Genomic DNA, 13,459 nt, shown 5'->3' with positions numbered 1-13,459 from the left:
CAGGTCAGCGCGGCACGGTGCGCGCGGCGTCTGGCGAATCTGGCTGACTCATGAGTGGGGGTATCGAGCAGTTCCCGTTCATTGATCAACGGAAATTGCACCATACTCCTGTAAAAGTGAATCACTTCAAGATGTTCTTGCCGAACCACTGCTCGGCGATCTTGGCGCCCGAGCCGTCGGCCTTCATCTCGCCCAGGGCTTTGTCGAAGGCCTCGACCAGCGGCTTGTCGTCCAGGCGGAAGCCCACGCCGTACTCTTCGGTGCCGAAGTTGTCGTCCAGCACGCTGTACTCGGCGGCTTTCTTGGCCACGTAGTAGCGGCCGACGACTTCGTCCACCACCACGGCGTCCAGGCGACCGGCCGACAGGTCCATCAGCGCCGTCACGTTGTCGCCGAACTTCTTCAGCTCCTTGAACTTGGCGGCCAGCTCGGCGTCCTTGTTCACGGCGTCCACGGCGCTGGAGCCGTCCTGCACGCCCACCACCTTGCCCGCCAGATCCGGCTTGGTCTTGATGGCCGAGTCGGCCTTCACCACGATGATCTGGTGGTTTTCCATGTAGGGGGCCGAGAACGCGATGTTCTGCTTGCGCTCATCGGTGATGGTCAGGCCGTTCCACAGCGCGTCCACGCGCTTGCCCTTGAGCTCGGCTTCCTTGGCGTTCCAGTCGATGGGCTTGAACTCGACCTCGATGTTCAGGCGCTTGGCGGCTTCGCGGGCCATGTCGATGTCGAAACCGACCAGCTGGCCCTTCTCGTCCTTGAAGCCCATGGGCGGGAAGTTGTCGTCCAGGCCGATGACGATCTTGGCCGGCAGCGCCGGCGCAGGCGCCGCGGCCGCCGGGTCTGCCGCCGGTGCCGAGGCTTGCGGGGCAGGGGTTTCGGTCTTGCTGCAGCCCAGCAGCAGGGCGCTGGCGGCGGCGGTGATGAGCAGGCGGCGGGAGAACACGGTCATGGTGATGATCGGCGAATGAAGGGATGAACCAGCGGTGCTGGGCAACCCGCGATGGTAGCGCCATGCGGGCGGGCTGCATGCCTCGGGTCAGCCCCGCCGCGGTGGCGCGGGCGCGCCTGGCGCAGCCTGCGCGCGGCCAGCCGGGCTGGCCTGCCCGCGCGCAGGGCCGCAGGCACAATGCCGGCCCATGAGTCAAACCCCCTACGTGCGCGCCGATCGCGCGCTCAACGCCATCCGCCCGGTGCGCATCACGCGCCGCTACACCCGCTACGCCGAAGGCTCGGTGCTGATCGAGGTCGGTCACACCCACGTGCTGTGCACGGCATCGGTCGAAGAGCGCGTGCCGCCGCACCAGCGCGGCACCGGCGAAGGCTGGGTCACGGCCGAATACGGCATGCTGCCGCGCGCCACGCACACGCGTGGCAGCCGCGAGGCCGCGCGCGGCAAGCAAAGCGGCCGCACGCAGGAGATTCAGCGCCTCATCGGCCGGTCGCTGCGGGCCGTGGTCGATCTGAAGGCGCTGGGCGAGCGCACCCTCACCGTCGATTGCGACGTGATTCAGGCCGACGGCGGCACGCGCTGCGCCAGCATCACCGGCGCCTGGGTGGCCGTGCATGACGCCGTGCAGCACCTCATCGCGAACGGCACGCTGAAGGCCTCGCCCATCACGGCGCAGCTGGCGGCCATCTCGGTCGGCATCGTGGGCGGCCAGCCGCACCTGGACCTGAACTACGAGGAAGACTCGGGCTGCGAGACCGACATGAACGTGGTCATGACCTCGAACGGGGGCCTGGTCGAGGTGCAGGGCACGGCCGAAGGCCAGCCCTTTTCGCGCGCCGAGGCCAACGCCCTGCTGGATCTGGCCGAGGCCGGCATCCGCCAGCTCATGCAGGCGCAGTCGGCGGCCGTTGCGGGCTGAGCGTCATCCTTCGCGCCCTATTCCAGGGGGTATGCAGCAGTTCTCATTCATCGCTCAACGAGAAAGGCTGTATACCCTCATCCATGTTTCTGTCTGCCATCCCCCGCCTTGAAATCCCTGGACGACCTCACGGCCAATGCCGATCCCGCCATTGACGCGTTGCGCGCCTTGGCCGCCCAGTCGCCGCGCAACGCGCTGTGGCCTGTGGACGAGTCCCTGGCTGCGCGCAGCCTGTTGGCCTTGCAGGTCAGCACCCGCGCCATGCTGGGCGCGCAGGTGCATGGCACGGGCGGTATCAGCGCCTTCGACGGCCGGCTTCGGCTGCTGGGGTCCGGCGGTGACGCCGCGCGTTCGCTGCTGGGCGTGAACATCGCATTGGGGTTGCGCCTGGAGGCAGCGTCGCCGCCCGGTCTGCTTGTGGTGGCCGACGACGTGCTGGGCGGCATGTTCGCCCTGAATGGCGGCGCGTTGGGTGCCGACCACCTGGGCCATGTCTTCTGGCTGCCACCCGACGAGATGGCCTGGTGCGACCTGGAGGTGGGGCACAGCGCCTTCGTCAGCTGGTGCCTGACGGGCGAGTGGGACGCTCTCTATGCCAGCGTGCAGGCGCCCGCGGCCGCTGCTGCCCTGGCGCAGCCCGCCCCGGCCTTTGACCAGAGCTGGAGCTTCGCGCCGTGGCTGTGGACGGCCGAAGGCCAGGCGGCGGCCGATGCCCGCGTCGTCCCGGCGAACGAGGTGCTGGGCCTGCGCCTGTCGCTGATGGGCCTGGGCGGGTGACGTACGCCACCACAGCTCGGCTGGCCGAAGTCGCGGGCACGAAGTGCGCAAGATCCGCAAGCTGGTGATGATCGAGGCGCACCTGAGCACGCTCCTCCTGTGGCAGACAGGCCACGCAAGGCAGGCCTGTGCGTCGGTCCGCTGCAAGCCCCGCGTCGCGCCGGCTGTGACCCGGTGCGGGCGTGAAGGCCGCAGGCCCGGGGCGGACGCCGCGGCAGTGCTGGCGGACCCGATCGCGCCGCTGTTGGACAATGGCGCTCTGCCGTGACTGTGCACGGCCACGATGATGTGCATGAATGAAGGGGTATGGTTCGATTTCCGTTTTGATGATGACGGGATTGAGGTGATACCCCAGGACTATGACATGACCGAACCCCTGAAGAAGATCGTGCTTGCGTCCAACAACGCGGGCAAGCTGGCCGAGCTGCAGGCCATGTTCGCGCCCTTGAACGTGACGCTGGTGCGCCAGAGTGAGCTGGGCATCCCCGAGGCACCCGAGCCGTTCCGCACCTTCGTCGAAAACGCGCTGACCAAGGCGCGCCACGCCAGCCGCGAGAGCGGCCTGCCGGCGCTGGCCGACGACGCCGGGCTGTGCGTGGAGGCCTTTGGCGGCCTGCCCGGGGTGGATACGGCCTACTACTGCACGCAGTTTGGCTACCCCAAGAGCGATGCCAACAACGTCAAGGCCTTGCTCGAGCAGCTGCAGGGCCAGGCGAACCGCCGCGCCGCCATGGTCAGCACCCTGGTGGCGCTGCGCAGCGCCGACGACCCCGAGCCGCTGATCGCCGTGGGCCGCGCCCAGGGCCTGATCACCGAGCAGCCGGTGGGCGAGGGTGGCTTCGGCTTCGACCCGGTGATGTTCATCCCCGCACAAGGCAAGACCTTTGCGCAGCTGCCCAACGAGGTGAAGAACAGCATCAGCCATCGCGGCCAGTCGTCGCGCGCCATGCTGGCCTTGATGCGCGAGCGTTGGTTCCATGGCTGAGTTGCCCCCCGCACACGACCCGTCCGGCGCGGGCGACGGCACGGCCTCCGGTGGCCGCGTGATCGCCGCCCAGCCTGACGAGGCGGTGGCCGCGCGCCACGACATCCAGCACTACATGCGGCCCGGCACGCTCATGCTTCCGGCGTCGCCGCCGCTGTCGCTCTACGTGCACCTGCCCTGGTGCCTGCGCAAATGCCCGTATTGCGACTTCAACTCGCACGAATGGCTGACGGCGGGTGCCGCGCCGCAGAAGGCCTCGCCACTCGCCGTGGTGGGCGAGGGCGAGCTGACGCCGCGCACGCAGGACCTGCCCGAGCAGCGCTACGTCGACGCGCTGATCGCCGACCTGGAGGCCAGCCTGCCGCTGATCTGGGGCCGGCCCATCCAGAGCGTGTTCTTCGGCGGCGGCACGCCCAGCCTGTTTTCGCCCGCCAGCATCGACCGGCTGGTGAGCGCGATTCGCGCGCGCCTGCCACTGACGCCGACCTGCGAGATCACGCTGGAGGCCAACCCCGGCACCTTCGAGACCGACCGCTTCCGGGGCTTTCGCCAGGCCGGCATCACGCGGCTGTCGGTGGGGGTGCAGAGCTTTTCGGACGAGGCCCTGCAGCGCATCGGCCGCGTGCACAGCGCCGATCAGGCCCGGGCCGCGCTGCGCGAGGCGGCGGCGTGCTTCGACACCTTCAACATCGACCTGATGTACGCGCTGCCGGGCCAGACGCTGGCGCAGCTGCAGGACGATCTGGCGCAGGCGCTGTCGTTTGCGCCGCCGCACCTGTCGGTCTACCACCTGACCATCGAGCCGGGCACCTGGTTTGCCAAGCACCCGCCGACCCTGCCCGAGGAAGACCTGGCCTGGGACATGCTCGACGCCATCACCGCGGCCACGGCGGGTGCGGGCATGCGCCGCTACGAGGTGTCGGCCTACGCCAAGCCGGGCCATGGCTGCGTGCACAACCTCAACTACTGGGGCTTTGGCGACTACCTGGGCATTGGCGCCGGGGCCCACGGCAAGCTCAGCTTTGCCCACCGGGTGGTGCGCCAGGTGCGCGTGCGCAACCCGCAGCTCTACATGGCCCGGGCCGAGGCCGGCAACGCCGTGGCGCAGGAACACGAGGTCGCGCGCAAGGCGCTGCCGTTCGAGTTCATGCTCAATGCACTGCGCCTGCAAGAAGGCTTCAACCTGCAGGACTTCGCCGATCGCACCGGCCTGCCGCAGAGCGCCGTGGCCAAACCCCTGGCCGAGGCCGTCGCCAAGGGCTTGCTGGAGCGGCGCGTCAACCACATCCAGCCCACGGCGCGTGGGTTTGACCTGCTCAGCGACCTGCAGGAGCTGTTCCTGTCCGAGTGAGGGTGTGGGGTATGGGTTGGTTTCCGTTTTGATTTAAAAGAGAGTAGGCCCATACTGTGGCATAACACATCAAAAAGGCCGCCGCGCGCGCCCTGCTGAGGGTGACCGAGCGCGGCGTCGCGCGCCGGGTTGACGTGACGCATGCAAACGATTGGTCACAATCGGCGGCAGACGGGGATGCGGTTGGTTCCTGAATCCGTGACCGCCGTGCCTCGCTTGTTGCCCCCTTGCCCATGCACCTGGATCCCCCTTTCCCCACGCGCCAACCCCTGGACTGGCGCGACCTGCGTCCCGTGGCCCTGTTCCAGGCCCTGTCCGATGCGCAATTGCAGGATCTGGCCGCCCATGTGCGCTGGATGCGCCTGGGCGCCGGCCAGACGCTGGTGGACGCCGCCGAAGACGACGCCGTGAACTTGGTGGTGCGCGGCGCGCTGGGCTTATTCTTCTTTGGCAGCAACGGGCGCGAGCTGCAGCTGGGCCAGCTCAGCGAAGGCCGCCTGCTGCGCAACGTGCAGCCGATGAAGGCGCTGGGCCTGCACCTGACCCTGGTGGCCGAGGCCGACACCGTGGTGGCGCGCATCCCGCATGACGAGATGGAGGCCGTGTGCCTGCGCGAGCCGCAGGTGCTGATGGCGCTGATGCAGCTGGTGCAGGACGCGGCCTGGATGCTGGTCACGCGCGTGCTGAGCCTGGGGGCACTGAACGTGGCCGATCGCCTGCGCGTGCACCTGCTCAGCCTGGCGCTGCAGGCCGGCGTGCAGCACAACCAGGCCGTGTTGAACCCGGCGCCGCGCCAGACCCAGCTGGCGGCGCTGCTGGCCTGCAGCCGGGAAGAGGTGGCGCGGGACATGGCGCGGCTCAAGCGGCTGGGGTGGCTGCGCCGCGAATCCGGCCAGCTGATCCTGACCGATGTGCAAGCCCTGCGGGCCTCGGTGGGCGTGACCGACCGCTGACGGCCTTGGCGGCGCAGGCGCGCAACGCCTGGCGCCAAGGCGTGCCGACCCAGGACAACCGCGACATTCCGCCGCGGCGCGATGAGGTGGCACAGCCTCGTGTGAGGACATTCAGCGGCTGGACGACGTCCTGACCGAGCCCATCCGCTGGCGCATGCCGGCTGTGCTGCGCCGACACATGGTGCTGCCCGCGATCGAGCCGGCGATCGCCTTCCATGGCGGCCTCAGCCACGTCGGAGCAGTCGGCGAGGCGCGCGTCGCCGGGGCGCGGCAAACAGGGCTTGGCTGGCGCTGCGGCTGGCCTGGGGCGCATGCAGGCCAGGGGCCTGGACCCACTGGCGACCGAGGGTCAATACCAGGTGGGTAAACCCACTTGACAAGAAAAATAAAATATTTTCGGAAATGTGAGCCAACTCACAGCGCAACAGGCGGCCGGATGAGATCCTTCGGGTCATGCAGCGTGCGCCGGCTTCCTACAGGCGCACAGTCATCGGCTCAGGTCACCGTTGGCACCGCCCAGGCGCAGTTGGTCGCAAGACCCTGGCAGCCAGGCCCGCCAAACCCGACAGTTGAGGCACCGATGACGGTCTGTGCAACCAACGGAGTTTGAAAATGTCGTTCAAGAAAATCGCCCTTGCTGTTCTCGCCACCGCTGCCGTGCTGCCCGCCATGGCGCAATCGGCTGCCAACGTGAGCCCCGACGTCCTGAAGCGCGCCGAAGTGCTGGCTGACCTGGACATGTGGTACGCCGCCGGCATGCACCACGTGCAAGGCCAGTGGGAAATCGGCGACGCCAGCCAGACGCCCGAGTTCCGCAAGTACCAAGAGCTGCGCAACAGCCCGCAGTACGTGGCCGCTGTGCAAGCCCGCCTGAGCGGCGACACCGCCCTGGCCAGCAAGGCCGGTGGCGCCCAAGCTGCCGAGTGAGCCTTGGCCCAGCCCTTGGCCTGCGTTCTGGCTGAGGCCTGCTGAACCCCTGCGCTGGCCGCGCAAGCGCACAGCCCCGCGATGACCTCGCGGGGCTGTGTTGCGTTTGGGGTGCCCGATCGCCCTCGGTGGGTTCTTCCGCTGGCCTGACCATGCAAAGAAAAGGCAGTATGAGGCATTTGCCGTTCATCAAGAAACGACCAAGCCGCCATACTGTGTGCATGCTGCCGATAGGTCGGACCGACTGAGCAAGCAGCCAAGGCTGTCCTCATCAGACCAGCGGGTCGGCCGTGCGGCCACACCGCAAGCGGCCCGGTCAGGGCGCGCATCGGGCTGGCAAGGTGGGTCAGGATGCGCGCCAGGCCAGAGAGGCGGCCGGGGGCGAAGACCCGGCGGATGCTCGGGCGAGGATTGGGGCCAGTGTTCGGGCCTGGCAGCAGCGAAGGGCCGCTCCCGAGCCAGGTGCGGCCCCTTCGGCGGCCACGCATGACGCGAAGCGAAGGGCCTCGGGTCAGGCCGGCCTCACGACCACGCGTCCAGCACGAATTGCAAACTTGGCCGCGTGTGCGTGAAGGCGCCCCAGCGGCCTGCGGCCAGCAGGGCCTGGATGTCGGCCCATTGGCGTGGCGTGGGGCGCACGCTGCCCCGGTTGTGGCGCAGCAGCCAGCGCTGCGCCAGTGCCTGGGGGTCGTGGTGGCGCAGGTCGTGCCCATCGGCGGGTTGCTGCAACAGGCCCAGCAGCGCTTCCCACGGGTCCAGCTCTTGCAGCAGGGCCTGCACGCGCGCGTTGCGGTCGACGGCGCGCCAGTCGGCGTCGATGAGGCCGGCGGCCTCCAGGTCGCTGCGCGACAGCAGGTGGCCGCGCCGGCACCAGTGCCACACCGCGCGGTACACCCGGTTGCCGTCGTGCACGGATCGCGCCAGGGCGGCCGCGGGCGTCAGCACCCCCAGGCGCAGCGCCGCCACATGGGCCGATTGGCGCACGGCCACCGCCTGCGCATCCAGCGCGGCCAGCACTTGCGCTTGCAGCGCAGTGGACTGCTGCGCGTGGCCGGTGGGCTGCGCCAGGTCGGCCAGCAACTGCAGGGCACCGGCCTGGCGTCGGGGTGGCAGGTCGGGCCACTGCGCGAGCGTGGCCTGGCACAGTTCGTCGGCAGGCAGGTCCAGGCGGGCCACAGCCAACCAGCGGGCCGACGCGCTCGTGTCCAGCACGCTGGGGTGCAGCAGGCCGCGCAGCGCCTGGTGCAGGTGGGGCGGCAGGCTGACCCGCCAGTCCGCCGGCACGCTGCGCAGGGCTTGGGCGCGCACGCTGCCCTGACGGTGGGTGAGGGCGCGCTGCAAGCAGGCCAGCCACAGCGCGGGCTGGCTGTGCAGCGAGGGCAGCAGGCGCGTGGCCTGCATCACCACACCCAGGCTGCGGCTGTTCAGGCCCAGCAGCGCCAGCTCGCCCACCTCGACCGAGGGTGCGCGGCGCAGGCATTGCCAGGCGAACACGGCCTGGGTCGGGCTGTGCTGAACCATGTGCTTGAGCCGGGGCAGGGCCTGCGCGCTGTCGGTCAGCCGGGCGCGCAGGCGTTGGGCCCAGCGCGGGTCGGCCCGGCCGCCGCGGGCCAGGGCGTCCAGCGCATCGGCGCAGGCCAGCAGATCGGCGATCGGCAGGGTGGCCTCCCAGCGCGCCAGCGTGACTTCGGCCGCGCGGCGCACCGGGCCCACCCAGTCGTTGAGCCGCCGCATCAGCAGCGGCAGCAGCGCGGGGCTGTAGGGCTGCAGACCGTCGGCCAGCTGCTTCAAGGCTGCTTCGCGGGTCCAGCCGCTGGGCGATTGCAGGTCGTGGACGAGGCGGGCGAGGGGCGGGGTCATGTCGGGCATGCGCTTGCTTCAGCGAAGTTCGTGCCAGTTGGCCCGCGCCGTGGCTTGGCGAGGGCGCACGGGCGCATCGGCGGGGTGGCTGGCCGCAGAGGCGGCGGCGGCTGATTCGGAAAGCGTCGGATTGTGCCCATGAGATCTGTTCTGGGACCGGCGGTTGGATGAGCAGGCTTCGCGCGAAGCGGGTGGGCAGGGGCAGGCCCTGTCGTCGTCCCGCTCGCGGCATGGATCGACGCGGCGCCGGTCACCCTGCGCGCGGCACAGGTCCGGTGAGGCCAGAAGCGGTGAATGCCATCAGCCGCTTTGTCTGCCCGGCGCTTGGGGTTTGGCCGGCCCTTATCCCTGGCCGGCGGGCTTTGCAGCAGGCCTTATGGTGAACCTTACGGCGTGTCTCACGGCAAGCCTTCCGGCGAGCCTCATTGCGCGCGAATGCCCTGGCTGCGGATGATGGCGCCCAGGCTGGCCACGTCGGCCTGGATGCGGTTGCGCAGGCCTTCGGGCGAGCTGCCCACGGCCTGCCAGCCTTGCAGGGCCAGCTTGCGGCGCATGTCGGGCATGCGCACGATGCGGCTGACCGTGTCGGCCACGCGGGCGATGTGGGCGGCGGGCAGCGATGCCGGCGCGGCCATGCCGTTCCAGATTTCCAGGTCCAGGCCCGCAATGCCCAGCTCGCTCAGGCTGGGCAGATCGGGCACCAGCGGACTGCGGCCAGCCGAGGTGACGCCAATGCCCCGGAGCTTGCCGGCCGCGATCTGCGCCAACGCCAGCGCGGGTGGCAGCATGGACAGTTGCAGGTCGCCCGCCACCAGGGCGTTGAACACCTGTGGGTAGCCGGGGTAGGGCACGTGCTGTGGGGCGATGCCGGCGCGTGCCTTGAGCAGCTCCATGCCCAGGTGGCCCACGGTGCCGACGCCGGGCGAGCCGTAGTTCCAGGCCTTGCCGGACTGACGCGCGGCCTCGAAGAACGCGTGGCCCGAGGGCGCGCTGGCCGGCGCCACCAGCACCAGCGGGGCCACGCCGATCAGGCTGACCGGCGCCAGGTCCTTGAGCGGGTCGTAGCGCACGGCGGGGTTCAGCAGCTTGGCGATGGTCATGTTGCCGTTGATCATGACCGACAGCGTGTGGCCGTCGCGTGCCTGCGCCAGGGCCTGCGCCGCGATGTTGCCGCCCGCGCCCACCTTGTTGTCCACGATGACGGGCTGGCCCAGGGCTTTTTCCAGCGGCTCGGCCAGCGCGCGCGCCGTCAGGTCGGGCGACGAACCGGCCGGGAAGCCCACCAGCAGGTGCACGGGCTGGTGCGGCCACGGGGCCTGGGCGTGAGCGGTTGCGGGCAGCAGCGGCGCGGCGATGGCGCCGGCCAGCCAAGCCTGGGCATGGCGACGGGTGAGGGTCATGGTGGCAGCTTGAAGGTCAGGAACAGCTCCGACTGTAGTCGCTGGCGCGGCGAGGGCGTGACGCCCGTTGGCGTGCACGCGGGACGCGGCAGCCGGCGCGACGTGCCTGCGCTGGCTGGCGGCCGGCAGGGCGCTGTTCTCCAGACCATCCGCCGGCATGCGGTTGGCGCCAGTGCACCGATGGCCGCTGCGTGAGCTGGCCTGGAAAACGGTGTTGCGAACGGCGGTGGCGGCAAGCACCTGCTGCAGGGCGCCAGCGGCTACCGCGCCACCTTCGTTTTGGACCGGACCAGACACCGGTGCGGCGAGGCGAGGGGGTGCTCAGCAGGCGCCCCAGGTCGCATCCCATCAGACCGCCTGTTGCGCGGCAGGCCACACCGCACCGCAGGGATGCATGAAGCGCACCGGCGATGCTGCTGGGGCGCACCGCAAACCGCCTGATGGTTTGTGCTGGATTCACAGGGCTGCCTGAGATTCAAGTGGCGGTATGCCGCTGACGCGATCTCTATGCAGACGGCATTTGAGGTGTACTCGGATCTGTCGTGCAGCGTGCGGTGCAGAGAACGCTGCGCAGCACGTCCGCGCGCCGGCGGCTTGGCCCCTGTGCACGCCACGGCCGTGACAGACTCGGCCCCTGGCGCGCGCCACGGCCGGGCTGGCCGGATGGCGGCCGGCAGCCTGGCGATGGAGCGCCCGCAACCGCTCGGCAAGCGGTGACACAAGGAGATGCGTCATGGTGGAACACACGGGGGCGGTGCCCAAGGCCGGGCTGCGCCAAGCGCCATTTGGCGGGTTTTACGGCTGGGTGGTGGTCGCGGCGGTGTTCATGGTGACGCTGGTGGGCTTTGGCTGTGCCTACAGCTTCGGCTCCTTCATCGCGGTGTTGCAGGGGGAGTTCGGCGCGTCGCGTGGCTCGGTCTCGCTGGTGTTTTCCATCGCCGGCTGCCTGTACTTCGGGCTGGGGGTGGTGTCCGGCCCCATGGCCGACCGCTGGGGCGCGCGTGGCGTGACGGCGGCGGGCATGGCCTTGGTGGCCCTGGGCATGGTAGCGGCCAGTCGCGCGCAGTCCATTGGCCAGGTGTACTGGGCCTACGGGATCGGCATCGGGCTCGGCGTGGGCCTGTCGTATGTGCCGGGGTTGGGCGCGGTGCAGCGCTGGTTCCTCAAGCGGCGCGGTTTCGCCTCGGGCCTGGCGGTCAGCGGCATCGGGGTCGGCACGCTGCTGGTGCCGCCGCTGGCGGCCGGGCTGATCGAGTGGCTGGGCTGGCGACAGGCCTACCTCGTCCTTGGGGCGGGCGCGCTGGTGCTGGGCCTGGGCGCCGCGCTGCTGATCGCCGACGACCCGCACGCGTACGGCACAGGGCCGGACGGGGAGCCCGCCACGCCTGCCTCGGTCACCCCGCAGGGGCTGAGCCTGCGCGAAGCCATGGTCACGCCGCGCTTCATCTGGCTGTACGCGGCTTGTTCGGTGGCGGCCTTTGGCATCTTCGTGCCCTTTGTGCACCTGGTGCCGCATGCGCTGGATCAGGGTGTGCCGGCCCACGACGCGGTGCTGCTGCTGGGTGTGGTGGGGGTGGGCAGCACGCTGGGCCGCTTTTTCCTGGGCGCGCTGGCCGACCGCTTTGGCCGCGACCGCTTCCTGATGGCCATGAGCCTGGGCGTGGCCGTGGCGCTGGCGCTGTGGGCGGTGTCGCACGGTTTTTGGGCGCTGGCGCTGGTGGCCGCGGTGTTTGGCGTGTTCTATGGCGGCTGGGTGGCGGTGATCCCGGCCGTGACGGCGGAGCACTTTGGCGGCCGGCATGTGGGCAGCATCATCGGCGTGCTGTACACCAGCGTGGCGCTGGGCACCCTGCTGGGCCCCACGGCCGTGGGCTACGCCTTCGACGCCACCCACAGCTACGTGTGGCCGATTGCGATCAGTGCGGCGAGCACGGCCCTGGCCGCGGCGCTGGCCTGGGTGAGCAGCCGCACGGTGTCGCCCATGGCGGCGTTGCAGCATGCGGCGTCAGACGCCTGAACATGGATGGGGTATGGTCGTATTTCCGATGAATTTTCATCGGATTTGGGGTGATACCCTGTTCATGAATGAGCCGGAAGGTGAGCGTGACCGTCAAGGGGCCCAGGCATGACCGCATCCCTGTCCGTCGGGCCATCACGCACCGCGCGTTGAGCCGGCGTGCCGCTGCCGGGGCCGCGGGCCTGCGGCACGGCTTGGGTTTGGCGCTTGGACGGCCGAGTGCGCCGCCTTCAAGCAAAACGCCGCACGGGTGTGCGGCGTTGGGCATGAGGGCTTGTCAGGCCCCGACCCGGCGGGTCAGGCTCAGGCCCGTCAGCAGGCGTCAGGCGTATTCGGCCAGGGCCTTCTTCATCTTCTTCATGGCGGCGACCTCGATCTGGCGGATGCGCTCGGCCGAGACGCCGTACTCAGCGGCCAGCTCGTGCAGCGTCATGCCACCCGAGCCGTCGTCGTTCACGTTCAGCCAGCGCTCGGTCACGATGCGGCGGCTCCGGTCGTCCAGGCCACGCATGGCTTCGGCGATGCCCTCGGTGGCCAGGCGTTCGCGTTGCTCGGTTTCGAGCTGGGCCGTGGGCTCGTGGTTCACGTCCGCCAGGTAGGCGATGGGGCCAAAGGCGTGGTCCTCATCGTCGCTCGGCGTGGGGTCCAGCAGCACGTCGCCGCCAGCCATGCGCATTTCCATTTCGCGCACTTCTTCGGGCTTGACCTTGAGCTCCTGGGCCACCGTGGCCACCTGGGCGTCCGACAGCGAGTGGCGGTAGGTGTCGCTGCCAGCCTCCACGGCTTCGGCCTTGAAACCTTGCTTCATGGACCGCAGGTTGAAGAACAGTTTGCGTTGGGCCTTGGTGGTCGCCACCTTGACCATGCGCCAGTTCTTCAGGATGTACTCATGGATTTCTGCCTTGATCCAGTGCATGGCGTAGCTCACCAGGCGCACACCCTGTTCGGGGTCGAAGCGCTTGACGGCTTTCATGAGGCCGACGTTGCCTTCCTGGATCAGGTCGCCCTGCGGCAGGCCATAACCCATGTATTGGCGCGACACGGACACCACCAGACGCAGGTGCGACATCACCAGCTTGCCGGCGGCTTCCAGGTCGTTCTGGTCGCGCAACTCGCGCGCGAACTGTTGTTCTTGCTCCAGCGTCAGCATGGGCATGCGGTTCACGGCCGTGATGTAGGCATCGAGGTTCCCCACGGGGGGCACCATGCTCCACGGGTTCGCCAGGGCGACGGCAGTGGAGGAGCTCGCAGTTTGAGTTTTCATACCAGAGTTCCTTTCTTCATTGATTTTCTATATTAGCACTCCATTGGAGGGAGT

At 69.4% G+C, this 13,459-nt stretch carries 11 protein-coding genes; 7 read left to right on the top strand and 4 right to left on the bottom strand.

The window, feature by feature from the left end; all coding sequences use genetic code 11:
* Positions 1-121: 121 nt before the first annotated feature.
* On the bottom strand, positions 122-952 hold the full coding sequence (locus CCO03_RS12040; RefSeq protein WP_087281356.1) for an amino acid ABC transporter substrate-binding protein: 831 nt from the start codon (positions 950-952) through the stop codon (positions 122-124).
* 187 nt (positions 953-1,139) lie between these two features.
* Here CCO03_RS12040 and rph point away from each other — a divergent pair, with 187 nt between their 5' ends.
* The 6 genes from rph (at position 1,140) to CCO03_RS12005 (ending at position 6,864) form a co-directional block, all read left to right on the top strand.
* Positions 1,140-1,871: a ribonuclease PH gene (gene rph, locus CCO03_RS12035; protein ID WP_087281354.1), complete on the top strand. Its 732-nt coding sequence runs from the start codon at positions 1,140-1,142 to the stop codon at positions 1,869-1,871.
* A gap of 108 nt (positions 1,872-1,979) precedes the next feature.
* On the top strand, positions 1,980-2,648 hold the full coding sequence (locus CCO03_RS12030; RefSeq protein ID WP_157667663.1) for a DUF2625 family protein: 669 nt from the start codon (positions 1,980-1,982) through the stop codon (positions 2,646-2,648).
* Between the two features lie 364 nt (positions 2,649-3,012).
* Positions 3,013-3,633 (top strand): non-canonical purine NTP pyrophosphatase, encoded by a 621-nt coding sequence (locus CCO03_RS12020; protein WP_087281349.1) that lies wholly within the window; start codon positions 3,013-3,015, stop codon positions 3,631-3,633.
* 115 nt (positions 3,634-3,748) lie between these two features.
* Entirely contained in the window at positions 3,749-4,984 is a 1,236-nt protein-coding gene (gene hemW, locus CCO03_RS12015; RefSeq protein WP_236904134.1) for a radical SAM family heme chaperone HemW, read from the top strand.
* Between the two features lie 233 nt (positions 4,985-5,217).
* On the top strand, positions 5,218-5,937 hold the full coding sequence (locus CCO03_RS12010; protein WP_087281345.1) for a Crp/Fnr family transcriptional regulator: 720 nt from the start codon (positions 5,218-5,220) through the stop codon (positions 5,935-5,937).
* Positions 5,938-6,549: 612 nt separating this feature from the next.
* Positions 6,550-6,864 (top strand): hypothetical protein, encoded by a 315-nt coding sequence (locus CCO03_RS12005; protein WP_087281343.1) that lies wholly within the window; start codon positions 6,550-6,552, stop codon positions 6,862-6,864.
* A gap of 522 nt (positions 6,865-7,386) precedes the next feature.
* On the opposite strand, the gene CCO03_RS12000 is transcribed toward CCO03_RS12005, so the two are convergent.
* A complete protein-coding gene (locus CCO03_RS12000) occupies positions 7,387-8,724 on the bottom strand; it encodes a hypothetical protein (RefSeq protein ID WP_169717469.1) in 1,338 nt (445 codons plus the stop codon).
* A 422-nt stretch (positions 8,725-9,146) separates the two neighbouring features.
* Positions 9,147-10,124 carry a Bug family tripartite tricarboxylate transporter substrate binding protein gene (locus CCO03_RS11995; protein WP_087281339.1) on the bottom strand — a complete coding sequence of 326 codons (978 nt, stop codon included), beginning with the start codon at positions 10,122-10,124 and terminating at the stop codon, positions 9,147-9,149.
* 733 nt (positions 10,125-10,857) lie between these two features.
* Between CCO03_RS11995 and CCO03_RS11990 the strand changes: the two genes are divergently transcribed.
* Entirely contained in the window at positions 10,858-12,141 is a 1,284-nt protein-coding gene (locus CCO03_RS11990) for an MFS transporter (RefSeq protein WP_087281337.1), read from the top strand.
* Positions 12,142-12,463: 322 nt separating this feature from the next.
* On the opposite strand, the gene rpoH is transcribed toward CCO03_RS11990, so the two are convergent.
* A complete protein-coding gene (gene rpoH / locus CCO03_RS11985) occupies positions 12,464-13,405 on the bottom strand; it encodes an RNA polymerase sigma factor RpoH (protein ID WP_087281335.1) in 942 nt (313 codons plus the stop codon).
* Positions 13,406-13,459 lie beyond the last annotated feature (54 nt).

The organism is Comamonas serinivorans, assembly GCF_002158865.1.
GTDB classification, from domain to species: domain Bacteria; phylum Pseudomonadota; class Gammaproteobacteria; order Burkholderiales; family Burkholderiaceae_C; genus Comamonas_E; species Comamonas_E serinivorans.
Note: the sequence above shows the minus strand (reverse complement) of the source record. Positions and strands in the feature narration are given on the sequence as shown.

Bases quoted from the DNA above. Each gene is read 5' to 3' on its own strand.
- CCO03_RS12040 (WP_087281356.1), bottom strand. From the start codon at position 952: ATGACCGTGTTCTCCCGCCGCCTGCTCATCACCGCCGCCGCCAGCGCC.
- rph (WP_087281354.1), top strand. From the start codon at position 1,140: ATGAGTCAAACCCCCTACGTGCGCGCCGATCGCGCGCTCAACGCCATC.
- CCO03_RS12020 (WP_087281349.1), top strand. From the start codon at position 3,013: ATGACCGAACCCCTGAAGAAGATCGTGCTTGCGTCCAACAACGCGGGC.
- hemW (WP_236904134.1), top strand. From the start codon at position 3,749: ATGCGGCCCGGCACGCTCATGCTTCCGGCGTCGCCGCCGCTGTCGCTC.
- CCO03_RS12010 (WP_087281345.1), top strand. From the start codon at position 5,218: ATGCACCTGGATCCCCCTTTCCCCACGCGCCAACCCCTGGACTGGCGC.
- CCO03_RS12005 (WP_087281343.1), top strand. From the start codon at position 6,550: ATGTCGTTCAAGAAAATCGCCCTTGCTGTTCTCGCCACCGCTGCCGTG.
- CCO03_RS12000 (WP_169717469.1), bottom strand. From the start codon at position 8,724: ATGACCCCGCCCCTCGCCCGCCTCGTCCACGACCTGCAATCGCCCAGC.
- CCO03_RS11995 (WP_087281339.1), bottom strand. From the start codon at position 10,124: ATGACCCTCACCCGTCGCCATGCCCAGGCTTGGCTGGCCGGCGCCATC.
- CCO03_RS11990 (WP_087281337.1), top strand. From the start codon at position 10,858: ATGGTGGAACACACGGGGGCGGTGCCCAAGGCCGGGCTGCGCCAAGCG.
- rpoH (WP_087281335.1), bottom strand. From the start codon at position 13,405: ATGAAAACTCAAACTGCGAGCTCCTCCACTGCCGTCGCCCTGGCGAAC.